The sequence below is a fragment of the Pedobacter sp. AC190 genome, assembly GCF_979258025.1.
In genome coordinates, this window is record NZ_OZ409824.1 from 213,431 (window position 1) to 239,014 (window position 25,584).

Below are 25,584 nucleotides of genomic sequence, written 5' to 3' on the forward strand. Positions count from 1 at the left end.
ATTTTCCATCTGTAATCTTTCCTCATCAAACTACATTCTTTCTGGCGAAGTAATCCCTAAAATCAGCATCCCTTTATTTATTAAATCGGCTGTTTTTTTACTTAGGTTTAAGCGGAATTGTTTAGCATCGCCTGCTTCTGTTTTAACAATCGGCGGAATTTCGTGATAAAACTTATTAAACAGCTTTGCAAGCTCGTACAAATAATTGGCTAAACTTGCAGGACTGTGTGCCTTCGCAGCAGTTTCAATTTCAGTTGGGTATTTTGCCAGTTGCATTATCATTTCAAGTTCTACATCTGCAATTCCAGAAAATGTTGGCGTATTAATTGAAAACTGATAATCAGCTTTGCTTAATAATGATTTAATCCTGGCATGTGTGTATTGGATAAAAGGGCCTGTATTGCCTTGAAAATCGATACTTTCGTTTGGATCGAAAAGCAAACGTTTTTTCGGTTCTACCTTTAAAAGGAAATATTTTAAAGCTCCTAAACCAATGTTTTTGTAAAGCTCTTCTTTATAATCCGCAGAAAAATCGTTTATTTTACCAAGCTCTTCTGTTTTTTCCTGAGCCGTAGCAATCATATCTGCAATTAACTCATCCGCATCTACCACTGTACCTTCGCGACTTTTCATTTTACCATTAGGTAAATCTACCATTCCGTAGGATAAGTGATATAGTCCTTTTGCCCAGCTCTTACCCAGTTTTTCCAGAATTAAAAACAGAACTTTAAAGTGATAATCCTGTTCATTACCAACCACATAAATCGACTCATCCATTCCAAAATCATCGAACTTCATTTTAGCGGTTCCCAAATCCTGCGTAATATAAACAGAAGTTCCATCGGCACGTAAAACCAGTTTTTGATCCAGGCCATCAGCAGTTAAATCTATCCAAACTGAGCCATCCTCTTTCTTAAAGAAAACGCCTTTCTCTAGACCTTCATCAACAGTGTCTTTTCCTAAAAGATAAGTATTGCTTTCGTAGTAAAATTTATCAAAATCAACACCCAGATTTTTGTAAGTAATATTAAAACCTGCATAAACCCATTCGTTCATGGTTTTCCACAGCGAAACAACTGCTTCATCGCCTTGCTCCCAAGCCAACAGCATCTGTTGTGCTTCTTTAATTAAAGGCGCATTTTTCTTTGCTTCGTCTTCAGTTTGTCCTTCAGCTTTTAAAGCTTCAATTTCTTTTTTATATTCCTTATCGAAAATTACATAGTATTTCCCAACCAAATGATCGCCCTTTAAGCCAGCGCTTTCTGGCGTTTCGCCATTACCCCATTTTTGCCAGGCCAGCATCGATTTACAAATATGAATACCTCTGTCGTTTACCAGATTTACTTTAAAAACCTCATAACCATAAGCTTTAAGCAATTCAGCTACAGAATAGCCCAACAAGTTATTACGTACGTGCCCTAAGTGAAGTGGTTTATTTGTATTTGGCGAAGAATATTCTACCATCACCTTTTTTCCGTTCGGTTTGTTGCTACCGAAGTTTTCATCCATAATTTCCTCATTAAATTGTTTAAGGAAATAACGTTCGGCAATGCTTAGGTTTAAAAAGCCTTTTACTACGTTGAACTTAGTAACATCATCCACATTGGCAACTAAATATTCGCCAATTTCATTAGCGGTTTGCTCTGGCGATTTTTTAGAAACTTTGGTTATTGGGAAAACAACTATGGTTACCTGGCCTTCAAATTCTTTACGGGTTTCTTGTATATTGATTACACTTTCGGCTAGTTCTTCGTTATAAAGTTCTTTAACAGCCTTAAGTGTTGCGGTAATAATAAAATTCATGGTTCAAAAATAGCGATTATAGCGCAAAGCTGAAAGGGCAAAGCCAAAAGCCAGCCAAAAAGAATGTTTAAACTTTAAGCTTATAAGCACTAAAGTTTAAACATTAAAAATGGAATGGATATCTGATAATTAATCCTTTTGAAAGAAGTTCATGATTTGCTTCTTAATTTTATTGGATACTTTTCTGAATACTCGGTATTTTCCACTTACAGGTTTAAATCCAGCCCATTTGGTTTGGTTTAAGTATTCAAAAAAGATGGTTTTAAATTTCTCTTGAGACCTGTAGGTTTTGAAAGTTGGTTTGATATCCAGATAATGAATTATGTAAGGATCTTCATCGTAAAATGTTGCAAACCAATTCCATTTTGGATTTAATTCTTCCCATTTGTTTGCAAATACAACGTTAAGACCATACTGATCAACTAATACAACGTGTTCAGCATAAGTTCTAAGCGTATCGATTACTTTTGTTGATATATCTTGTTCTCTCCACTTAATAACATCGATAAGCATTATACCTGCATTAAAATACTTTGTATCGGCCGTTAGCCCAAAATCTTTATAATTAGGAATTCCTCCCCAGGCACAATCTACTGTTTTGCCTACATCTATCACAGCGCCAATGGTATTTCCATTTAGTTCTGTATTCCAAAGAATAGAAATGTCTTTTAATACAACTGTATCAACATCCAGATAAATCATTCGCTCTACATCAGCAGGTAATGCATACGGAGCAAAAAGCCTTAAATAAGTAGTTAATGGAAATGCTGATTTATCAACAGGAATGCTAACACCTTCGGGTATAATCGTCTTTTTTTCGAACCATTTTACCGTTAACTTATCAGGATTAACAGACTCTTCTATTTTGCGCTTGTTTTGGCTCGAAATTCCATCATCAATTATGTAAAAATCAATATGTTCTTCAGTAGAATGATTAAGTTCTATAGACTTAACTAAAGCCCCGATTAATATTGCATAATGATTATCACTTGCTACGACAATAGAGATATTGTTTTTTTTCATTTTTAAAAAAGTAATTTAATATATCTCCATATTAATGAAAGCACTTGTAAAGAATAGTAGGGAGATAATAATCTTGTATTAAAAAAATAAGATCAAATAAAAATAGTACAAATAATTTCATACTACGCAGAAAACCTGAAATTATATCAATTTTGGTTCTTTTTTATACTTTCAAACCACTTAAGAGCCAGTTGATCTAAACCTTTCTCTGTAAAGTGAACCGCATCGGCCCGATAATAAGCCAGGTTTAATGAGTCTGTATTTGGGCCTCTTTTTATATTAGGTCCTTCGCTAATAAGTTCATTTTGTGCGTTAGTAATATCTTTATCGATACCGTTTAAATTATTGTTATTATATGGAAAGTAGCTTGAAATAGAGATAAAAAAGGGTGCATTAAATTTCCGATCCCTTATCATTTTTATAACAGATTTTAACCTCATTTTATATTCGGCAGTTGTGGTATTATCTACATTATCCGTTTCGCCCTGATCCCAAAATATATGAGTTAATTTTATATTGTCTTTTTGGAGATATTCTAATGTTGAAAGAAGTTTTTCTTTACACTCTCCTTCCGACCAGCATTTAACAGATGTGCCACCAACGGCACATGGAACTATAATTACCTTTTTGTAAAGCCCGCTATCTATTAGCATATCGCCAACTCGGGTCCAAACGCTACTTCCGCCGCCGTCTGGCCCTAACAATGGTTCTTTTGCGTGATAAAGTTTTCCTTTATAGTAGTTATATACTTCGTTTTTAGAAACATAACTCCCGTTACCGTAATTACCAGCATTTGATTGGCCAAAAGCCAAAAATATTATTACCTTATCCGATTTTATAATCTCCTGCTGATTAGGTATTTCTTTTCGAAAATGTAAATAGGTTCTAATAAACTGAGCATTAATTAAATATTCTTTATTACGATCAGCCAAAATACCTAACAAAATACAACCAACTATTATAGTTAGATATTTTATTTTCTTTTTCATAAATATTAATCTTTATAGTAATAATTTTAAGCCTTGTTGAAAAGAGATTTAGTAAAATCCTTTACAAACAGTAAAGACTCTTTATAACCAATTACATAAATACTCCAGAATTTAAAATTAGAGAAATTATTTAACGGTTTATATGCCATAACTATTGCAACAATTGTTGGAAACACCATTGCTACAGTTATGGAGTAAACAGACTTATATATTACTAAACCGATTGCAATGGCAATACTATTAACAATTAACATTACCCAGATTTTATAAAAATTAATTTTTGGCAAATGAATTACATCTAAAGCTAGTGCAAAAAAACGATCTGCTGGCCAGAGAAGTGAACATACAATCATTATTCGCAATAAATTAGGAGCTTCTGTAGAAACATATTCTTTACCCCCCATTATGTGGATTAAAGGTTCGGCAAAAATAAGCACGAATACAGCAATCGGCACTAAGGCAACACTCAGCATACCAACAAGCTTTTTTAAGGTATACATCAATTCAGATTTTTCGCCATTATTATATTGGGCAGATAATATTGGCATGCCGCTAGCCGCAAAACTTAATAACGGAATTTCGATAATTTGTAAAAACTTGGCGCTTAAGTTACAGGTTGCCAACGCAGCTGGTCCGATTAAGAAGTTAACAATAAATGTACTAGTTAGCCCAAATAAGCTGCTACTTATGTTGGTTCCCATGGCATACTTACCAAAATGAAAAAGTTCGATTGTGGTTTTCCTGTCTGCAAATCTAACAGAAAGTATTTTCGTCCATTTAAAAATTAAAACACAGGCGCTTGATAAAAGATTTGCCCCCACAAACGTCAATAAAACAGTGTTTAATGTTACTTTATGCAAAATTGCAAGGATAAAAATTACTAAAGCAAAAGTACCTTGATTTAAGACTCTTAAAATCAACAGCCTGTCGAACCTTTTGTAAGATTGAACAACACAATTGGCCATAAATGATGGTAATGTAACAACAGGTATTATAGAAAAGTATTTCAAAGAAATAACTGTGCCTTTATCGGTAAAAAAATTGGCTACAAAATAAGTTGGTATATTAATAATCACTGCCATGGCTGTTATCGCTAAACCCAACATCCAAGCTGAGCCAGCAACTTTTTCAGCTCTCTCCCCTTCTGTTCCCGAATAAAATTTAATGAACGTAATGGTTAAAAAGCCGCCTCGTAAAGTGTCCATCAAACCATTTATAGTTAAAACAAAAATATAAACGCCAACTTCGGGTAAGGAAAGGGATCTGTATAAAATTGCTAAACTAACTAATCCAATAATTGCCATAACGCCATTTCCGAATAGAGATTGAAAATGCACGTTTTTAAATATTGCAATTATTTTATCGAGGTATTTTAGCATTGAAAGTTTATTTTGTGATCTAATTTTTAAGTATTTTGTTTCTAAATCTATAGGTTACCCGCCATCAACTGACTATAAGCATAATCGCAGGCTCTTGCAGTTAGGGCCATATACGTTAAAGAAGGATTCTGACAAGCAGAAGAAGTCATACAGCTTCCATCAGTTATAAAAACATTTTTTACCGCATGCATTTGATTAAATCCATTCAAAACTGACGTTTTTGGATCTAATCCCATTCTTGCAGTTCCCATTTCATGGACTGTTGTGCCGCCAGGTGTAGAATAATTAAATGCATGTACATAGGAGAACCCCGAATCCAAAAGCATTTTTTCACAAGTTTCCTTTATATCATCCATCATCTTCTTTTCGTTTTCTTTAAATGAAAAATCGATTTTAACCAAAGGCATGCCCCATTTATCTTTCTGGGTTTCATCTAAAGATATCTTGTTTTCATAATAAGGTAAGCACTCTCCCCATCCCGCCATCCAAATTGTCCACGGGCCAGGTGTTGTAAGTGCATTTTTAAAGTTTTTACCAAAGCCAGGCTCTCCCATCCTATCCATCCACTCCTTCCTTTCGCCATGTCCATTAATGTGATATCCTCTAGTAAAACTTAAGCCCTCATCTTTATCTAAATTTCTATATCTTGGAATTAAAAACCCACATGGCCTTCGCCCCTTATAATATTGATCTTTAAGTCCATCGTAAACGCCATAAGCACCAGCAGAAGAATGATGATCCATTAAATTATGACCAACCTGTCCACTATCATTACCAAAACCATTTGGAAAACGCTTAGATTTTGAATTAAGTAATAGCAAACTTGTAGCTATTGTAGACGCATTTATAAAGATTATTTTAGAATAAAATTCGATATTTTCATTTGTGTTTGCATCAATAACTTTAACCCCCTTGCCTTTTTGTGTTTGTTCATCATAGATAATCTCAGAAACAATAGAAAATGGTCTTAAAGTTAAATTTCCTGTTTTTTTAGCGGCAGGAATAGTTGAACTGTTGCTACTAAAATAGCCTCCAAACGGACAGCCCCTTGAACATAAATTACGATTTTGACAAGGGCCTCTGTTATCCCATCCTCTAGTTAAGTTGGCAACACGAGCAATTGTTAAAGTTCTTTTGTCGTTTTCGTTTATTGACTTTCTTAAATATTGCTCAATGCAGTTAAGTTCCATGGGAGGTAAAAATTTACCATCAGGCAATTGAGCAAGCTTTTCATTTTGGCCACTTACGCCTATGAAAGTTTCAACGTAATCATACCAGGATTCAAGATCCTTATATCGAATAGGCCAATCTACACCATTGCCATCTTTCTTATTAGCTTCGAAATCTAAATCGCTAAAACGATAACATTGCCTTCCCCATATTAAAGAGCGTCCGCCAACCTGATAACCTCTAAACCAATTAAATGGCTTTTCTTGAATATAAGGTTGATCTTTATCACTAACAAAAAAATGTTTGGTTGCTGGAGAATAAGCCCCACTTTGAATCGGGTCCCTTTCAGCATCTATATTGGTGTTCTTATAGCCATTTTTAAAATCCCATGGATTTAAATTGGCTGTTGGATAATCTTTTATATGCTCTACGTTTCTGCCTCTTTCAAGAAGCAAGGTTTTGAGTCCTTTTTTACACAACTCCATTGCTGCCCAACCTCCACTAATACCAGAGCCAATAACTATTGCATCATAAGTGTGCTGATTATCAATATTATTACTTTGCATATATTATTTCGTTGCCCAAGATTTTTGGTTGTTTTTTAATGGAATACAAGCTTCGAATGTTTGAGGGACATAATCATAGGCCAATCCTTTAGTGGCGCCTAATTCTGATAAACAATAACCTTCAACTGTTAAACTTTTTAGCTTAGAGAAGAATGTTTGACCCAAAAATTTATTATTTATTTTGTTAAGAATTTGTAACGAATATATTCCCTTTTCCTCAAAATGCTTTAGTACAATATTTCTTTCAACCGCATTACACTTCATAAATGATTTGTCAAATGAATCAATTGTGTATGCTTCCAAATCATGAAGACCGCTTACAAACTTATTTTGTTCTCTTTTTCCTGTGCAATTTGTTAAAACATTAATGATATAGCCACTTACACCAGCTTCTTTAGCTCCAGGAGTATCAGTTGCAGGAATAATTGTTTCTGCCAGTTCTGCAATTAACGATTGGTAAGATAAGAGTTCATTAACATTGACTTCCTTATTTAAAGATATCCATTTATAAGCTGAAAACGAAGATATACCCGCTGCACTTAAAGCTAATATACTTTTTAAGGTTGTTCTTCTGTTCATTAGAAAATATTAATTTAGTAATTTAAGAAATCTCTATTTATCCAATATTTAAAACTCTTTTAACTCTTTTCAAGGTTCCTTTCCAAAGGCCTCCATCAATTTGAATTCTTCTGTCGGTTGTCCAAACTAATGCTTTAATATTATTTACGTAAAAAAGCTTACCAAAACCTTTATTTCTTAATTTTAATGCAAGCCAACCATCTTCAATAGTGCCTGGAGGATGATTAAATCCTTCTACCTGTAAACCATGTTCTTTTCTAAAGGCAGAATTAAATCCGTAAACATTTACAGCCTCATCTTTTACTTTTTTATTATACCATCTAGAGAGCTGGGCAATATGCTCGTAAAAAAAATAGGTTACTCTACCTGTAGAGCCAATTGGAATTAAAGAAAAACGGCCATAAGTTATCGCAACACCTTCATCTTCGATCAATGGTTTTACCATTAACTCAATCCAATCTTCAGGATAAATCGTATCCGCATCAGCATTTAAAATATATTTGCCCTTCGCAGCGGCCATCCCTGCATTTCTGGCAAAGGCTATACCTTGTCGGCTCTCACTAACAACTTCAACACCGCAAGCTTTTGCTAATGCTTCGGTATCGTCTTTCGAATTATTATTAGAAACTACAATTTCTACTTTTCTATTTGTTTTATTAGCGCATAAAGAAGCTAAAGCGGGTACAATGCTTTCTGTTTCGTTATATGCAGGCATTACAACACTAATCTCTGGTTCTCCTTTATACAAATTTTTATAACTATCTGCAGCCATTTTGCACATTTCATCTTTTGTTAAATGGCTTTTTATATACTTATTTATTGATGCAGGAATTTGAATAGGCCTCATTCTTTTTTGTATTTTTTGGGATGAATTTTATTAGAATTTAAATACTTCTTTCCAACTAATTATTTATTGTTTTTTCTTCTACGTAATGCTCTGTTGCTACAGATATCTTGTTGGCAGACTTTGCTTTCAGTAAAGCCAATACCTGAAAATATATAAACTTTGGGATATCCATTAATGATTTATATATCTTCTGATCTGCCTTAAAATAAGAAAGCGACTTCATGAAAACAACTACAAAACAAACCGCTAATATAGCAAACAGCACGGCCATTTCGGGTATAACGAAAACATTAACTGCAAAACAGAATATTGTAAGAAATAGTAAAATAAATAATGGCGGGCGACAAAGCATTATCCCAAACAGAAACTGATTCCAGTTAAAGTTTATTATACCACTAAATGTCATCCTTAAGCCTAATTTGAAGAACTTAAACCAAGTATTGATCCATCTAGCCCTTTGTTTTACAAGTTGATCAGATTTAGATGTCTTTTCATCCAAAACAATTGCCTTATCAGCAAAAGCAATTTTGAGTTTTCTGATAACAAGTTCATATTGAAGTATTTTATCAAAACCAGCTCCATTGCTATCAATATTCTTCAGGCATTCTACATAAATATTTGTTGTAAAAGCCATACCCGATCCAGATAAAGAGGAAGATGAACCAGCATCTGTTAATAATTTCTTATCTACATATCGGTAATAAATATCGTTTGCAGCATCTAAACAGGCATAATTGGTATTTAAGTTTTTAGCTGCCCTAACACCTTGTACGGCTTGGTAGCCCAAAGCAAAAACCTTATTCATTTCCAATAAGTAATTTGCATCAACTAAATTATCGCTATCAATAATGGTTAATCTTTCATGAGGACGCTTGAAATTATTAATAGCGTAAAAATGAGATTTCACATTACTTGCTAAAACTTCCTTTGGCCTAAGAACTACAACTTTATTATCATCGAATACCAAACTTGAAATATCGCAGTTATCTGCAACTATATAAATTATGTAATTGGTATAGTTAATATTCAATATAGACTTTACAACCTCTGGAATTAATGTGACCTGTTGATAAGCTGTAACAATAATTGCATAATCTGGTTCAACTGAAGAATTACTTATCTGATTATAATTCTTCTTCGAAGCGAAAAGTTGAATAATGCATAGAAATACGGGAAAAATTAAATTAATAATTACTACCGCTTCTAAGAGATGAAATAAAATCAATAACACGTACATATTTTTATAATCTTATTTCTTACTAATCAATTTATCTATTTCAACTGTCATTGCTTTTACGCTATTTTCCCAGGTATGACTAAAAGCAAACTCTTTCCGTCCAAGTTCAAGTTCACTATTATGCTCATTAAAAGCTTTTTCTATAAGTTTAACATAATCCTCTTTTGTATCTGCCAAGTAAACAAAATCTTTAAAAACCTCCATAGTTTCTGTCCTTGTTGCTATTACAGGTTTACCTAAGGCTAAATATTCATCGATTTTTCTTGGGTAATTTCCTCTTGTAATAGCATTTACAGTTTGAGGATTTATACAAATATCAAACGCGTTAATAAATGAAGGCAATTCATCTACTTCTCGCTGACCAATAAATATTACATTTTTGATGTTATGCAGTTCACTATCCATAAACGAATCATCTTCTGGTCCAACAAGAACTACGTTATAATCTGGATATTGGTTTGCAATGTGCTGAATGATCTCGATGTTTAAGCGAGAAGTACTCAAAGCGCCTACATATCCAATAATTTTCGATTTAATATTCTTCAGTACTTCTGGTAATTCTGCACTTACATTTTTGAATGATTCTATATCACAACCCTGCCCAACATTAAATGATTTTGAATTGTATTTACGACAATAAGCTGCCAGATATTCAGAATTCGCAAAGCAAAAATTGCTTTTGGCGATTAACTCAGGTTCGAGGATTTCACCATGTTTTTTCCAGTAATTTACCCCTACCATGTAATCTCTGGAATAGTAAACGCTTAAATCTGGCTGTAGATAATCCTGAAGATAAAAAGCTTTAAACATCTCATTATCATTAAATAATATAATGTTTTTAAATTGGAGCTTTTCAATTGCTTTCTTAATTGATTTTGAAAGCTTTTTGTTATTTCTTTTATTTAATAACCTAAAAATAGAAGTAGAATTTATCCAATTTATTGATTCAACGATACAATCAGGATAATAATTCCAAAGGTTATCCTTAATTTTTATAAGCCCTTCCTCCTTATTATTGATCACATTAATCCGCTTCTGAATTTTGGGATCTTTTTTGTTCTTTATTAAGGTAATGCGATCTAAAGGCGAATTGATATATAAAACACGGTTTGTTTTACTAAGTTCGAGTGCAATGTTTTTACAATTACTTCCAATTTCTGTGTCCCAAGGCTGCTGACCAATTATAATAATATCATTGTTCATACTTAATACTTTTTCAAAAAATAACTATAATTAAAAATATACTGCCTGTAAAAGTATCTCATAACCTTAACTAAAGCACTATCGCTATTTCTCCAAAAATCTCGCTTCACGGTACTCGGTTCTTCCGAACTATTTACCTGATCGAAAACCGATTTAAAATTATCATATAAATAACCTTTTCCTTTTTTCCGTAAAAAGGAAATCATCATATCAAATTCTATTTTATCTGAATGCTTAGTTTCATTATATCTGCCAAATTTTTGCAAAAACGAGCTTCGTCTGATATGCGGATGATCGCTATATAAATGAAACTTATTGGTATCGGGCGACCATGGATTAAATATCATCTCCGAAAATCCATTTTTAAATGCTCTTGTTTCAGGATGTTTAAAATACGAATAGAACCTTACGTAATCTGCTGTTTGATCTTGTTCTAAAATCTCCAAACCATCTTTTAATGGTTTTTCGAAACCAGGTAGCGGAACAAAATCTTCCTGAACATAAAGTGTATAAGGACTTTTTACTGCATCCTGCCCTTTATTTAGATTATTGCCTAATCCCTTATTTTTGGGCGCTTTAAGCAAGGTAAAATCATATTTATTTTTGAGATTCTCTATATACTCAACATGTTCTGGTTTACTACCATCATCAGAAACTAAAATTTCGTTAAAAGTGCAATTGTAACTATCAAACGAAGCTAGCAACCTTTCTAAAGACTGGCTTCTGTTATAGTGCGTAATCAATAAAGTTACTTTATCAAAGTGAGTTACCTTTTCCGTCATAATTTTACTTCTTATAAAACCTTATCCCAGGTCAAAGTTTCTGTATTGTATTTTTTAACGATTTTGGCGGGATTACCAACAGCAATACAGTACGGTGGCACATCTTTAGTAACAACGCTTCCCCCACCAATTACGCTGTGCTTTCCGATGGTTACACCAGCCGTAATTACACTGTTTGCGCCAATCCATACATCGTCAGCAATTGTAATTTGCTTAACATTTACTTTTTGAAATGCTGGCGGTATATTTACATCTTCATATCCATGATTTAGACCTGATACAACAATGTTTTGTGCAAACATTACATTATTCCCAATTGAAACAGGACCAATAATTACGTTGCCTAGTCCAATAATTGTATTAGAACCAATTATTACATCGCCTACACCATTATTAATGGTAGAAAAATCTTCGATTATCGACTTTGCACCCAACTGAAAGTTATTAAAGGGAAAAACATCCATCCTGGTTTTCCACCTAACAATCGATTTTCTACCTCTTTTATGCTTAAAAGGATTAAGAAAAATCCGAACCCACAACCTTGGTTTATGATCATTCTTTGGAATCAGCATAGACAAAGCCATTTGCTTTAACCTGGGGTTTGATTTAATTTTCGAAATTATAGACATAAAATAATACTCTTAACGATAAAATTAGTCGTTTTCCTTATTTAATCCGTTTACTATTCCAAGAATAAAACAGATAATTGCAGGTAATGCAAATATTTCAAATGGCATATTTTTTTAATCTAATAATGTACTTTTTTCTAATTTCTCCAATCTTGGGCTTATAAAAATAAACACCCATGAAATGTAGATTACAATTGATGTAGGCATATTATTTATAATCTCGTTACCATAACTACAAATTAATACGCCAGCATAACCTGCGGTTAAGGCAATGATTTTTGCTTTCAACTGCGGATCCTCCAGTCTCCACACAATAGCACAACACTTACCTAATATAAACATCATTATCGATAACCAAATGGTTAAGCCCACAACGCCATACATTGCCCATAATTTAACAAAATAACTATCTGGTTGTACTGTTGATAGGTATTTATCAGAATTATAATTAACACCATTGTAACCAATTACCCCTAAGCCACCACCAAATGGCCTGGAAGCCATGTATTCTTTTAAATTTCGTTGGGTTATAAACCTCACGTTTAAGGAAGGATCTTCTGGGTTTAATGCTGTTCTTAACCTATATATCTGATAATTTCCATCACCAATGTGTGTAAACTTTAAAATACCAAGCGCAAAAACCGCAACGAAACCACCTAGTATTACTACCTTATAATTTTTACTTAGAAATATAGCTAAAAATACACCTGCTACTAAGGCAAATAGCGCACCCCTTGTACCAGAAATAAGCATCCCGTAAAGATTTAAGCCAGCGCAGATAAATAATAGAATTTTCTTCCATTTGGTTTTAATCGGACCTAAAGCTAAAATTAATGCCATTAATCCGATATGCGCCTGCGATGCCCCGAATTGGCCAGCTCCTGTGTAAAAAGAAAAAACCCTTAACCGGCCCCAAAGTAAATGGGTACTTGCATTGGCAGTAACAAAGGCAGTTTCACCCGGCGATAAGCCTATAAAAAGCTGCTTCATACCGTTAAGTGAGCCTAAAGTAGAAACACCAATTACTAGAATTAGAAATATATCGAGCGATTTGTTGGTTTTAAATATTAGAAAACCTAGTATCACTAAAAATAAAGGATAAAACGCAGTTGTTCTAATTTCTGCTACCCACGCTAAAGAATTCGAACCAGGATTAACAACTTCTAAAACGCTTATTCCAAACCAAAAAAGCATTAGAAAAACAAAACTATTATTTATGTTACTCCAATCTTCTCTCGGCGTTTTTACTATAACACCTACAGTTAATAAGAAAATAAAAACCTCGATAAATATACCAAAAGGAAAACTACCGATTTCCCTACCAAGCACAATAAAGGTAAAGCAATAAAAAATAAGCGTAAATAATAGGGTACTTCTCATATACGAATAAGAACAGCTTTAAAATTTCTAAATAATAGTATAAACAACAAATTACTTAGCTGCTTGTTAAAGTCTTATTTAGAACCCAACCTAAAAATCCAGGGAGCTTTTTAATATAATCAACAAATTCTTTATCATTATCGTTTAAAACTTTTCCATATTCGAATACAGATATATTCTTTTCAGTAAACAGTAACCATTCTTTTGCAATATTTATATCATGCAAACTATTTACATCTACTATAATAATATCAAATTCTTCTCTTAACACATCGAAACCAGCTTTTAAGCTCTTAATGCTTTGCATCTCCAATAAAGATTCACGAGCTGTGCTCTTATTCATTATTGTTATCAAATCCTCTGTATGAATTTCTTTCTTTATTAAGAAGGTCTGAAAATTTTGACTCGTTGCAAGTGCTTTACTTTCTGCTTTTACTACAGGGAGTTCATCTGCAATTAACAATACTTTTTTACCTGTCATAGCAAAAGCATAGGCTAAGCTATAAGCTATAAAGGTTTTACCCTCTTCAGCCAATAAACTTGTAATACCTAAAATTTTACTATTATCTGCATCCATCTTTTCGGTTATTTCAAACCTTAAAGATCGGAGCATGTCCCGATAAATTTCATAATTGGTATTTCCAGTTTTATCATTCCAAATGTCCCTAATACTTCTTTCATTCCCCTCAATTTTATTTAAAACACCAACAGTATTTGATTTTGTTGCATGTGCCAATTGCGAAGCGCTTTTAATTTTATGATCAAGCATAAACACGAAGAAAACATAACCAAGGCAGATAAAAAACGAACCCGCGCCTGAACCTGCTAGATAAAGTACTTTTTTAGATGGCTCTGGATTACCTGGTAAACCAACTTGCTCAATTTGCAGGCGTAAACCCATTGCCTGGTTATTTCTCGATTGAGTATATTGATCAAGGGCAGTCATGTATTCTTTCGTAGCTAAATCAGCTTCTCTTTCATAATTCTGAATATCGGCATCGTATGGCACCATGCTACTATATTTAGCTCTTAAACTTGCAAGTTCGTTATCAATAGATCTGATGCTACTTTTTGCCGTTTGCTGAGCAATTTCCAGTTGTGTTTTTTGAGCACCTAAAGATTGTTTGGATGCACGAGGATCGTAAACATTTTCATCAAAGTTTTGATTACTCTTAGATTGGATTATTTTAGTCAAAGAATCTACTCTCTTTTGGTCTGAAGCTCTGAAACCATTTTCAATAAATGCATTATTTGCTGCTTCTCTTTCTTTCTTTAAACTAACAATTTCGCGGTTATCAGCTCTGCTACTACCGTTTATATTTGGGTCGCTACCATCTAACTTACTTTGAATAGTATTGATAGCGCCTTGAGTAGATTGAATTTGTCTTAATGCATCAGCTCTTTGCCCCTCATATTGTGTAATTTGAGCATAAACTGTAGCCGATTGTTCGTTTAGATTTAATACCCCTTTATTTCTTTTAAAATCGGACAAAGAACCATTTTTTGCATTCATGGTAACTTCCTTTTTCTTCAAAACAGAATCTAATAAACCGATCGATTTATTTTGATTGGTATTAACATCAGAACTATAATTAACAATAAATTCGGAAGCTAATGTATTTACCAAGTATGCAGAAAGATTAGGATTATCTGATACATATTCGATATTGATAAAATCACTGTTATCAGAATGACTAATGTCAATTTCTTTTTTTAAGCCAGTTTCACCATAGCCCATAGATTCAACAATATCATACAATTTGTACTTACCATTATTATCGGCCAACGTTAAAACTGATTTTGTAGCCAATTTCTCCCTAAAAAGATTAATTAATTCTTGCTTTTGTTCAGCACTTAAAGAATCTATCTTATCACTATATTTTCTAAAAGCAGATTTAGGTTGCTCTAAATCGTGTAATATTAAATTATATGAGAGTATATTGATGATTTTTTTCATCTTAAACTTCTCCATAATATTACTGAATTGCTGATTTATCTGAAAGAAATCAGTATTCTCACTAGAGATTAATTTTTTCGATGGGTCTAGCAAACCTGTAGAAATCTGAACTTCTGAGCTATACTGTTTTGGTAAATTTTGAACCAAAAAGTAAGTGATTATCACAGCAATAATGGGCACTAAAATTAGCACCCATTTATATTTTTTAACCAGTTTTAAAAATGCTTTTATATCCATATTTAAATTTTAAAGGCTATTTACTATTTTACATCAGATAACTTGGAACCAATAATTTGTTCCAATAAATCTTTTGCTTTTAGATAAGTAGTTTCAGCTTGGATTTTTGCCTGCATCGAATTAAACTGATTTATTCGAGATTGATTGTAAGCATCTAAAGTAATTTCGCCTTTTTCAAATCGATTTCTTAAACTTTCTGATACGCCTTTATTTTCCTGAGCCATTTGCGTGTTCAGTTTCAATAAAGTTATAGTTTGAATATAATCGTAGTATCTTCCTCTAACTTCCTGAGCTATAGTAAGATTATATTCTTCTGCCTGATATTCTAAAACTTTGTACTCAAGTTTTGCTTTTTTAACCAAGAAAGGTTTAGCTAGAAGATTACCTAAGCTAACATTTATTCCGAATTGGAAACCATTTACAGAATATGGATTAACTGGATTGAGTACAGATCTGTCTTCTGGTCTGTAAAAATATGAACCCGTAAACATATCAAGATAAGATAAGTTAGCCAATGGAATAGCAACTTTACTACTTTCTTTCATGACATCAAACATTTTCTTTCTTGGAAAATTTTGTTTTGCCAATTCAATATACTTTTCTAGATCAGCATATTTTATTTCAGGGATAATTGTTTCTTGTGCGGCAGCGTTAATGCTTAAAAATACAAAGAAAGCAAGCGTAATTTTTTGTAGAGTTTTCATTAATAATAGGGTTGTTTATAATGGTTTATTTTTTATATAATTTTGGGATGTAACAAAAAACGTTTAAATATACAATTAAACTTGTTCCTTTTGAATTAGTGCAGGAAAAGTTTTAAGAATTATTTTCAAATCTAAAAATATTGAGTAGTTATTGGCATAATAATTATCTAGTTCCTTACGCTCCCGTTCAGACATTTCTTTCTGTCCTCTTTTACTAATTTGCCATAAACCTGTTAGTCCTGCTGGCCCGATAAATCGTGTAGCCCACTCATTTGTGGTTAATTTTTCTGCTTCATATAAAGGCAAGGGCCTATTTCCTACTATCGACATATCTCCTATCAAAACATTAATAAGTTGAGGAAGTTCATCAATACTGGTTTTTCTTAAAAATGATCCGAATTGGGTAATTCTAGGATCGTTTTTAAATTTCATAAACGCTGTTTTATCAGAAAAGTTTTCATCCTTTTTAGCATATTGATTTAAATCTTTTATTGTGTGGAGCATTGTGTCTGCATCTTTACGCATGGATCTAAATTTATAAAAATCAAAAATTTTATAACCAGCACCTACTCTTTTACTCTTATATATTACTTTTCCTTTTGATTCTAACCTGATTATTACCGCAACGATAACAAATAGTGGAGCGAGTAAAAACAAAGATATAGCAGACAACACGATATCAAAAATTCTTTTTTGTGAAGAAACTTCAAATTTCCCTTCAATTTTTTGATTTAAATCTGAAATTTTAGGTTTAATAAGCTTAAACTTTACTAAAAAATTAATACGCTCGTAAAAATCTTGTAAAGGGAAAGGAAAAGTATAATAATCATCAACCTTTAATTGAAGTGCTTTTTTCCTCCAATCATTATCATCTTTTATGCCTAACAGGATAATAATCAAACCTTGTAGAAATGGATGTGCTTTTAAATATCTTACTTGTTCAAAACAATTATCATTTTCATCAACCTCAATAATAATTACATCTGGCAAGCTAAGCAGTGGTTCACTATCCATATAGATTTGAAAATCATCTGGATATTCTATTTGACTTATATTTGAGTTAAGCTCCTCAGAAATTAAACTTTTCAGAAGTTTACCAAAATATACAATCTTGGTGTTAACTATTGAGGGTTCAATTGCAGTTGTTATCATTGAAATTGAGGAATTAAAAGAGTAGAACTGTACTTTGCATTTTTAAGTTAAGCAGTTAATTGCTCTATTTTTGACCTTAGTATAATTGGATTGAATGGTTTTTCTAAATAGCTATCTACTTTAAATGTGAGCGATTTTACTATCGATTCTAAATTTTCAGCACCAGAAAGTAGTATAATGGGTGTATTTCTATAAAATCCGCTTATTCGAAGATTCTTAATGAAACAGCTTCCATCAAAATATGGCATCCTCAAACTTGATATTATCAAATCAGGATCGTTCCCCATACTTAGCCATGACAGTGCTTTAATTCCGCTATTCTTAATGGTCAAATCGTAGTCGGAAGCCAGTATAAAGCTTAACAACTTTAAGATATTTAGCTCGCTATCCACGATTAAAATACTCTTTTTGTTTTCTATTTGTATTCTTTTTCTACTTTCCATAAGGGGGATGGATTAATAACTACTTTTTAGCTAAGCAAAAGCCAAATTGTAGAGAATGTAAATTTTAACATTTAAGTATGTTTTACTTGCTGTTGCAAAACGTTTAAATTTGAACTTTACCCCCCTCAGAATCAATAGCCCAATAGGGCTATAATGTATACTTGCAGCTACAAATCAAATAATTGAAAATCAACTATTTAACAAGAAAAGAATATTTATGAAATTTACATAAATAATGTTATGTATACGTAATTATACATAAATAAGTATTTTTTTGCCGTTTTTTCATATAAAATACAGACAATATACAAAGCAAGAAATTGACTTAGTTATATTACATTAATTGCATTTTTTGAATAGAGAGTAAGTATAATCTTTTAAAGAATTATCTTACAGCTGCAATAAATAAATCTAAGTTATATTTTCAATCTTACCGCCTTAATTTATAATTATAATTAATTATTATTAAATACTTGCTTACGCAAACGTTTGTTTACAATTTAATCTTATTTATCGTAAATAATTATCATGATAAATTTGGAAATTGTATCATAATGTTCTACTTTTTGTGGAGGTAAATACATCATCCCCGATTAGCTTACTCTGGTTTATTCTTAATGAGAACCATTATTATTATTATCGCTTTCTGTTTGTTAAGCGAATGCATTTATGCGCAACCTGTTGTGAATATTGATAATGCAATATTTTCTAACCTTGGTAATAAGGCATTTTTTTGGAAAGATAAATCAGCAAAGCATAACATAAGTTATGTACAAAACTTACCCGATAGTGCATACATAAGAACTAAATCTACAATATTTAATGGTGGAACATCTGGTGATGTTTGGTGGATGAAGATCAAATTCACTAACTCTTCTGCGAAGAATCCTCATCTTTTTATTGATTATTCCAATATCGATTCTATCGATTTATATTATTTAGATAAGTTCTCGAAAATAAAGCATGTAAAATCTGGCATATTTGGTTCAAAATATAATGTCAAAAAATTCGGCACAGGTTTTCTTTTCGATTTACAGGACGTTTCTAGTAGAGCTAAAATTTTATATGTTCGCATGCAAACTAAAAACACCTTGCTTGTTCCCTTAAAGCTTTTATCAGAGAATACATTTAACAATGCAATCCTGAAAAAATATAGCATTCAAATTATCTATACTGGATTAGCCTTTATGATGTTAATTCTGCATGTGTTTATTTATTCTGCTACTCGAAGTAGATTATTTGCTTTATACATTGGTAGAATTTTTTTCTTATACTTTTTGGGCTCAGTGCTCTATCTTCAAGGTTATGGTGTATTATTAGGGCCAGAAATTGGTCGGTTAATTTTACGCTATGCGCATCTTTTTGTAGCGATTGGATATATCTGCACTATTTTATTCAATAACCACTTTCTAAAACTCAAAAACAGGCTCCCAAATGCCTACCTAATTTCCAATTTACTTATTGCACTTTGGATTGGAATAATAATTATTTCTATTCCCAGCGATCTTTCTATTAGTAATAAAGCCACTCATGCACTTACTTTTCTCACCTCATTCCTTATTCTATTTCACAGTGTACAGGTTATTGTTTATAAAGGTTATGGAAAAAGTTTTCCAATGATTAAATTATTCGTAATTGGATGGATTCCTGTAGCGCTGGTATCAGTTTATTTAATTCTTTGCCTTCAAAATATCATTCCATTCGAAGACTATTCATTTAATTTACTAAATCTGGCTTGTATAATCGAGGCCATATTAATTAGTTCAGGCCTTTTTGGCCAACGTATCAGGCTTTTAAATAGATATAACGCTCACTCTAGAAAGCAGAGAATCGTGTTACAGCAACAGCTTGAAGAATATAAAAACCAGCTAAGTGATAAGAAAAACGAAACGTCACCAGTTAACCATCAAGAACTAAAGAAACTAGCTTACAGCAACGATCCTGCTTTTCTCACATCTTTTATAAATACAGAAGAAGCATTTGTAAATGAACTTTTAAATATTCAACCTAAACTTTCAAATGTGGAAATAGAACTTGCTGCTTATATGCGTTTAAATTTCGAAACCAAAGAAATTGCCAGAGTTTGTAAAATAAGTGTTCGCGCTGTGGAAAGTAGAAAGTACCGTTTAAGGAAAAAATTATTACTAAAAAGTAGCGTAAATCTTCAATTGTGGCTACTAGGACTTCCTAGTTGTCCTTAAATATAGACAGTTGTTAAATTTTAATATTGAAAGTTATTTCTAATAAAACAAAGCATAGTCACCATAAAAAACTAACTAACAATTACTTACAGAAAGTGAGTAGATGCGAGTAGCACAGAAAATCATCAACTGCACCGTCTTTGTCAATATATAAATAGAAGCAGGCAGCCTCTCAGCTGCCAAAACCAAACAAATTCTTCAAATTAATTGGTTTGCTTTTATATAGCCATGTCACAGATTACGGTTTAAATGGGGATGATTTAATTACCGCTGTCGACATGGCTTATTAATTAACGTTTAGTTATTAGTAAAGTATATAAATTACATCAATCGTTTTTTTTCCTTGAAACCAAACATCTAATAGAATTACGCATTAACGAGTTGTGGTATTTTTTGGGATAGCAATAGAATAAAAATTTATTTAAAACAAAAAAACTACAAACATTATAGAACGTTATGACGATATCGAAATTTGCACCAGAATTGCTGATTAGTAAAATACAAGAATATTATACTGGAAGGGAACCCGAAGAGGTTTGTTCAGAACTGAAAATAGATATGGATGAATTTAACCATTACATACTTTTGTACGGACAAATTGCAAACGAATTATTGGAGATCAAAGATGAAAATGAAAAACTCCGACACATGTTTATCAACATTAGTTTAGTAAATCAAAGCCTTCGTAATTCGTTAGATCTTTTAACAAAAAATAATCCAGCACTTTTCAATCTATTGAATAAAAAAAAGCATTTATAATTATTATTTGAATCGTAATTATCTACTAACTAATTGGTAACAACACATAGTAACCCATCGAAAATTCCTTATTATAAGATAAAGCCTCTTGAAAAGGCTTTATCTTTCAAAATCGCAAAATTTTGCTGTATTTTAGTTTCACAATTTATTAATAACCAGAATTGTAAAATAATTAAACCCAGGTATAAATCATGAAACTAAAATTCTATTCATTGCTAGCGGCATTTTGTTTACTAACTCCATTAATTTCAAGTAGCATAGCCCAAGTTAAAGACAATCAGTTATCTTCTCAAGAGCAAAAAGAAGGCTATAAACTTTTGTTTGATGGAAAAAGTACTAAAGGCTGGCATCTTTATAATCAAGGGAAAATAGCATCGGTTTGGGTTGCAAAAAATGGAGAATTAAAATGTACACCTGGCTTAGAAGCCGCTCACGGTGATTTAGTAACGGATGAAAAATTTGAGAACTACGAGTTAAAATTCGATTGGAAAATTAGCAAGGAAGGTAATAGTGGTGTTTTTATTAACGTACTAGAACGTAAAGATATACCAACTGCATGGGCTTCAGGACCAGAATATCAACTTTTGGAGAAATCTCACTACGATTACGAAAAGGAAATGAAACGTTCTGGTTGTCTTTATAATTTCTCTAAACAATTGAACAATGCGGAGCTAAAACCTTTGGGTAGCTGGAATCAATCGGTTATAAAGCAACAAAATGGTGTAATCGAATTTTATTTGAATGGCATTCTTACTGCTAAACAAGATTTTAAAACAAAAGAATGGAGAGAAGCTATTGCTGCGACTAGCTTCAGTAATTTTCCTGAGTTTGGTAAATTTGTGTCAGGCCAAATTGCTCTTCAAGACTGGAACAAAGGAGTTTCCTTTAAAAATATCAAAATAAAAAACCTATAACAATAATCAAGAAGCCTATAATTTTAGGCTTCTTGATTGTTTTGATTTTGCATATGGGAAATGCCACAGCATTCAACAGTTGGTTATTTTTATCTGAAAACGATAAAGAAGTAAAAACAATCAAGCCTTTGCAATAAAGCCAAATCATAGCTGTTCTGCCTTACGTTTTCCAAAAATTCTGATAGATTTGCAATAACTAACTTATTTATGAGCGAGCAGAATCCAAATTTCAAAGTGAGCGTAAACACCGAGATCGGTAGATTGCGAAAATTGTTAATCCATAGTCCAGATAGTGGTTTAGGCAAGGTTGTTCCTTCCAAAGCACAAGATTGGCTTTTCGAAGATATAGTACACTTAGATACCATTCGCAAGGGCGAATATGATTACTACATTAAACTTTTGATGTATTTTCTCGATCCAGAAAAGATTAAAGGAAAGCTTGCACAAATAGATTCAGAAGAAGGAAATCGTAATTTTTACAAGCCTAATCACCCAGATTTTCATAATTCTACATCAGTAATCGAGATTCAGAATTTGCTGAGCGAAATGCTCGAAAATGAATCTATCCGTAAAAAATTAGTGGCTGCTGTATGTGCAATTGAGGGCTGTACTTACAAAGTGCAAATGGAATTAACAAATACTGATCCTAAGGAACTTGCAGAAATTTTTATCTCTGGTACGCTAGCTAACGATATCATGATTTTCGCCCCTATTCCGAATTTAATTTTCACACGTGATGTGGGTACAACAATTAATAATCATATTTTATTAAATAAACCTGCAAAAAAAGCTCGTGTTCGCGAAACGCTTTTAATGCGTTATATTTTCTTTAACCATCCTCTTTTTGAAAGTTATCGCAATAACATTCTCGAAATTCCAGATGTAACGATGCACTTTCTACGGCCAGGAGATGAACCCACTTTCAGTACAACTTTGGAAGGTGGCGACGTGATGATGGTTAGTCAAAATCACGTACTAATTGGTTGTAGCGAGCGAACTTCAGAACATGGTGCAAATGAAGCCATTAAATTATTATTTGATAACGATGTGGTAGAGAAAGTTACGGTTGTAAAAATACCAAGCAAGCGCGACTATATGCACCTAGACACTGTATTTACACAGGTGAAACGCAATACCTGGGTAATTTTAAATTCGATTGCACATTCTCCAAAATTCAATCCTTACGAGCCGATTAACTTTTTAAAGGAACCTGAAAAGCTGGAGGCTACAACAGCTATTCAGTTTACAAAAGCAAATCCGCAGGCACCGAAACATTTTGAACATGTTGAAGCTTTATTAAATGACATTAGTCAGAATGATTTGAAAAGCAACGAGCCAACTAAAATTATTTACAGTGGAAATAACCAGTTTCCTTATGATTCTAGAGAACAGTGGACAGATTCATGTAATCTTTTAGCTATTAAAGAAGGAGTTGTTTTAGGTTACGATAGGAACGATAAAACAGTTGAGGCCTTTAAAGCTGCTGGTTTTAATGTTGTAGATGTTAAAGATTTAATTCAAGATTTAGAAAGTGGAAAAGTTGATGCAGAAACATTGACAGATACTTTAATTTTAATGCCTTCAGCAGAATTATCTCGTGCACGAGGAGGTTTCCACTGTATGAGCTTACCAATTTTGAGAGACAGCTTAAGTTGAAAGTAAAAAGTTCAAAGTAAAAAACACTCCCTCAAGAATCTTTAAACTTTTAACTTTACACTTTTAACTCCTATGCAAACAACCAACCACCTTTTAATGATTCGCCCAGTTGATTTTAAATTCAACGTACAAACAGCAGGCAATAATAAATTTCAGGTTGCTTCTACAGAAAGTAATATTCAAAAGCTGGCGCTCGAAGAATTTGATGGCTTTGTAGGCTTACTCAGAAAAAATGAAGTTGATGTAACCGTTATAGATGATACCTTACAACCTGAAACTCCTGATTCCATTTTCCCGAATAATTGGGTTTCCTTTCATGATGATGGTTCTGTTTATTTGTATCCAATGTTTTCTGAAAACCGCAGACAAGAACGTAGAAGCGAGATTTTGGAAGGCTTAAAAGAAAAATTTGAGGTTAACCACATTACTGACATTAGCTTTTATGAGCAACAGTTTGCTTTTTTAGAGGGCACTGGTAGTATGGTTTTAGATAGAATTAATAAAGTTGCCTATGCTTGCTTAAGTGTTCGTACAGATGAAGAAGTACTGAATAACTTTTGCATGTTAAGTGGGTATAGCGCTGTTTCTTTCCAAGCAGTTGATGGCTCAAAATTTCCAATTTACCATACCAATGTGATGATGTGTATTGGCGATAAATTCGCAGTCATTTGTATGGATTCTATTCCAAACGCAGAAGAGCGAGAAAAAGTTACAATATCTTTAATTGATAGTGGTAAGGAAATCATCGAAATCAGTTTAGACCAAATGAATCGATTTGCAGGAAATATGCTGCAGGTTTCAAATGCTAAAGGCGAAAGTTTACTCGTAATGTCTGAACAGGCATTTTTATCGTTAAATACCACTCAAATAGCAAAGCTCGAAAAATATAACAGAATTATTTACGCACCAATTTACACCATCGAGAAAAATGGTGGTGGTAGTGCAAGATGTATGCTTGCAGAAATTCATTTACCAGAAAAGTGATGAATATCACGTGGGCTTATTCCAATTAGTTTTGTACTTTCGCCGAAAAATCAAATACCATGTCATTAGTACAAGAGTTACAAATACGTTCAGGAAATAAATGCGAGTTATGTACAGCGGAAACAAATTTAGCTGTATATGAAGTTCCGCCAACGAGCAATGCCAATACTGATAATAGTATTTTAGTTTGTAAAATTTGCTTAGATCAGATTGAGAAAACGGAACAATTAGATACTGGTCATTGGAAAATATTAACCGAAACCATGTGGTCTGAATTTGCACCTGTACAAGTTGTGGCCTGGAGGATGTTAAGCAGATTAAGAAATGAAGGTTGGGCTGCAGATAGTTTAGACATTTTATATCTGGAAGAAGATACCTTAGAATGGGCTAAAAAAACTGGGGATCATGAATTAGATGGAACTGTAGAGTTTCATCAAGATAGCAACGGCACACGCTTATACGAAGGCGATACAGTGGTTTTAGTAAAAACTTTAGATGTTAAGGGTTCTACCTTAAGCGCAAAATTGGGCACAGTTGTAAAAAACATTCGCCTCGTTCATGATAATACAGAACAAATTGAAGGTAAAGTTGAGGGACAAACTATTGTGATACTTACTAAATTTCTTAGAAAGGGATAATCTTTTTTTCCGTTATTGCGAGTAACGAAGCAATCTTACAACGTAAGCTTTTCAAACAAGCATTAAAATTGCTTCATACCTCGCAATAACGATCGATTTATCACCAAACTGGTGGCGCATAAAAATTCTGTAAATTCTCGCAATCGTAACCAAATTTGGTTAATAATGAAACCGCATCGCCAATTTTATCGATGCTAGAATCTATTCTGAGAATTTTATCTGAATCTCCTAAATCTACACTCCAGGTGGCACCAGAAAGCAGATTATTTAAATGTTGGGCTATTTTGCTTAATTCAACTCCTGATTGAATATTAGTTCTAAAAATCGAAATCATAATCGGGGTTATTTAATG

At 32.7% G+C, this 25,584-nt stretch carries 23 protein-coding genes; 6 read left to right on the forward strand and 17 right to left on the reverse strand.

Annotated features, from left to right (window positions below):
- Positions 1-30 precede the first annotated feature (30 nt).
- The 16 genes from argS to ACZZZI_RS01100 form a co-directional block, all read right to left on the reverse strand.
- Positions 31-1,803, reverse strand: a complete 1,773-nt coding sequence (argS, locus tag ACZZZI_RS01025; protein ID WP_463488361.1) for an arginine--tRNA ligase — start codon at positions 1,801-1,803, stop codon at positions 31-33.
- Positions 1,804-1,932: 129 nt separating this feature from the next.
- Positions 1,933-2,826, reverse strand: coding sequence for a glycosyltransferase family 8 protein (locus ACZZZI_RS01030; protein WP_424059646.1), 894 nt, complete (start codon positions 2,824-2,826; stop codon positions 1,933-1,935).
- Between the two features lie 146 nt (positions 2,827-2,972).
- Positions 2,973-3,815, reverse strand: a complete 843-nt coding sequence (locus ACZZZI_RS01035) for a sialate O-acetylesterase (protein ID WP_463488362.1) — start codon at positions 3,813-3,815, stop codon at positions 2,973-2,975.
- A gap of 26 nt (positions 3,816-3,841) precedes the next feature.
- Positions 3,842-5,194, reverse strand: a complete 1,353-nt coding sequence (locus ACZZZI_RS01040) for a lipopolysaccharide biosynthesis protein (protein WP_463488363.1) — start codon at positions 5,192-5,194, stop codon at positions 3,842-3,844.
- A 47-nt stretch (positions 5,195-5,241) separates the two neighbouring features.
- Positions 5,242-6,930, reverse strand: a complete 1,689-nt coding sequence (locus ACZZZI_RS01045; protein ID WP_463488364.1) for a GMC oxidoreductase — start codon at positions 6,928-6,930, stop codon at positions 5,242-5,244.
- Positions 6,931-6,933: 3 nt separating this feature from the next.
- Positions 6,934-7,509, reverse strand: coding sequence for a gluconate 2-dehydrogenase subunit 3 family protein (locus ACZZZI_RS01050; RefSeq protein WP_316761564.1), 576 nt, complete (start codon positions 7,507-7,509; stop codon positions 6,934-6,936).
- 37 nt (positions 7,510-7,546) lie between these two features.
- Entirely contained in the window at positions 7,547-8,356 is an 810-nt protein-coding gene (locus ACZZZI_RS01055; protein WP_424059653.1) for a glycosyltransferase family 2 protein, read from the reverse strand.
- Positions 8,357-8,411: 55 nt separating this feature from the next.
- The gene (locus ACZZZI_RS01060; protein WP_463488365.1) at positions 8,412-9,593 is read right to left on the reverse strand and encodes a glycosyltransferase; all 1,182 of its coding nucleotides are present in this window, start codon (positions 9,591-9,593) and stop codon (positions 8,412-8,414) included.
- Between the two features lie 12 nt (positions 9,594-9,605).
- Positions 9,606-10,796: a glycosyltransferase gene (locus ACZZZI_RS01065; protein WP_463488366.1), complete on the reverse strand. Its 1,191-nt coding sequence runs from the start codon at positions 10,794-10,796 to the stop codon at positions 9,606-9,608.
- 2 nt (positions 10,797-10,798) lie between these two features.
- Positions 10,799-11,578: a glycosyltransferase family 2 protein gene (locus ACZZZI_RS01070; protein ID WP_463488367.1), complete on the reverse strand. Its 780-nt coding sequence runs from the start codon at positions 11,576-11,578 to the stop codon at positions 10,799-10,801.
- A gap of 11 nt (positions 11,579-11,589) precedes the next feature.
- Entirely contained in the window at positions 11,590-12,207 is a 618-nt protein-coding gene (locus ACZZZI_RS01075) for an acyltransferase (RefSeq protein ID WP_463488368.1), read from the reverse strand.
- Positions 12,208-12,321: 114 nt separating this feature from the next.
- On the reverse strand, positions 12,322-13,587 hold the full coding sequence (locus tag ACZZZI_RS01080) for an O-antigen ligase family protein (RefSeq protein WP_316761552.1): 1,266 nt from the start codon (positions 13,585-13,587) through the stop codon (positions 12,322-12,324).
- 55 nt (positions 13,588-13,642) lie between these two features.
- Positions 13,643-15,781, reverse strand: coding sequence for an exopolysaccharide transport family protein (locus ACZZZI_RS01085; protein ID WP_463488369.1), 2,139 nt, complete (start codon positions 15,779-15,781; stop codon positions 13,643-13,645).
- A 23-nt stretch (positions 15,782-15,804) separates the two neighbouring features.
- Positions 15,805-16,485: a TolC family protein gene (locus tag ACZZZI_RS01090; RefSeq protein ID WP_316761549.1), complete on the reverse strand. Its 681-nt coding sequence runs from the start codon at positions 16,483-16,485 to the stop codon at positions 15,805-15,807.
- Positions 16,486-16,560: 75 nt separating this feature from the next.
- On the reverse strand, positions 16,561-17,637 hold the full coding sequence (locus ACZZZI_RS01095) for a sugar transferase (protein ID WP_463488370.1): 1,077 nt from the start codon (positions 17,635-17,637) through the stop codon (positions 16,561-16,563).
- A 47-nt stretch (positions 17,638-17,684) separates the two neighbouring features.
- A complete protein-coding gene (locus ACZZZI_RS01100) occupies positions 17,685-18,080 on the reverse strand; it encodes a response regulator (protein ID WP_316761545.1) in 396 nt (131 codons plus the stop codon).
- Between the two features lie 617 nt (positions 18,081-18,697).
- Here ACZZZI_RS01100 and ACZZZI_RS01105 point away from each other — a divergent pair.
- The 6 genes from ACZZZI_RS01105 to ACZZZI_RS01130 all read left to right on the forward strand — a co-directional run bounded on the left by ACZZZI_RS01105 (position 18,698) and on the right by ACZZZI_RS01130 (position 25,232).
- Positions 18,698-20,281, forward strand: coding sequence for a 7TM diverse intracellular signaling domain-containing protein (locus ACZZZI_RS01105; RefSeq protein WP_463488371.1), 1,584 nt, complete (start codon positions 18,698-18,700; stop codon positions 20,279-20,281).
- 456 nt (positions 20,282-20,737) lie between these two features.
- The gene (locus ACZZZI_RS01110; protein WP_463488372.1) at positions 20,738-21,040 is read left to right on the forward strand and encodes a hypothetical protein; all 303 of its coding nucleotides are present in this window, start codon (positions 20,738-20,740) and stop codon (positions 21,038-21,040) included.
- A 191-nt stretch (positions 21,041-21,231) separates the two neighbouring features.
- On the forward strand, positions 21,232-21,954 hold the full coding sequence (locus ACZZZI_RS01115; protein ID WP_463488373.1) for a 3-keto-disaccharide hydrolase: 723 nt from the start codon (positions 21,232-21,234) through the stop codon (positions 21,952-21,954).
- 207 nt (positions 21,955-22,161) lie between these two features.
- Positions 22,162-23,610 carry an arginine deiminase family protein gene (locus ACZZZI_RS01120; RefSeq protein WP_463488374.1) on the forward strand — a complete coding sequence of 483 codons (1,449 nt, stop codon included), beginning with the start codon at positions 22,162-22,164 and terminating at the stop codon, positions 23,608-23,610.
- 72 nt (positions 23,611-23,682) lie between these two features.
- Positions 23,683-24,594: a citrulline utilization hydrolase CtlX gene (gene ctlX / locus ACZZZI_RS01125; RefSeq protein WP_463488375.1), complete on the forward strand. Its 912-nt coding sequence runs from the start codon at positions 23,683-23,685 to the stop codon at positions 24,592-24,594.
- A 59-nt stretch (positions 24,595-24,653) separates the two neighbouring features.
- Complete coding sequence (locus ACZZZI_RS01130) at positions 24,654-25,232, forward strand: PhnA domain-containing protein (RefSeq protein WP_463488376.1); 579 nt, start codon at positions 24,654-24,656, stop codon at positions 25,230-25,232.
- Between the two features lie 100 nt (positions 25,233-25,332).
- Here the strand turns inward: ACZZZI_RS01130 and ACZZZI_RS01135 are convergent, their stop codons facing one another.
- Positions 25,333-25,566, reverse strand: coding sequence for a hypothetical protein (locus ACZZZI_RS01135; RefSeq protein WP_316761526.1), 234 nt, complete (start codon positions 25,564-25,566; stop codon positions 25,333-25,335).
- Between the last annotated feature and the right edge of the window lie 18 nt (positions 25,567-25,584).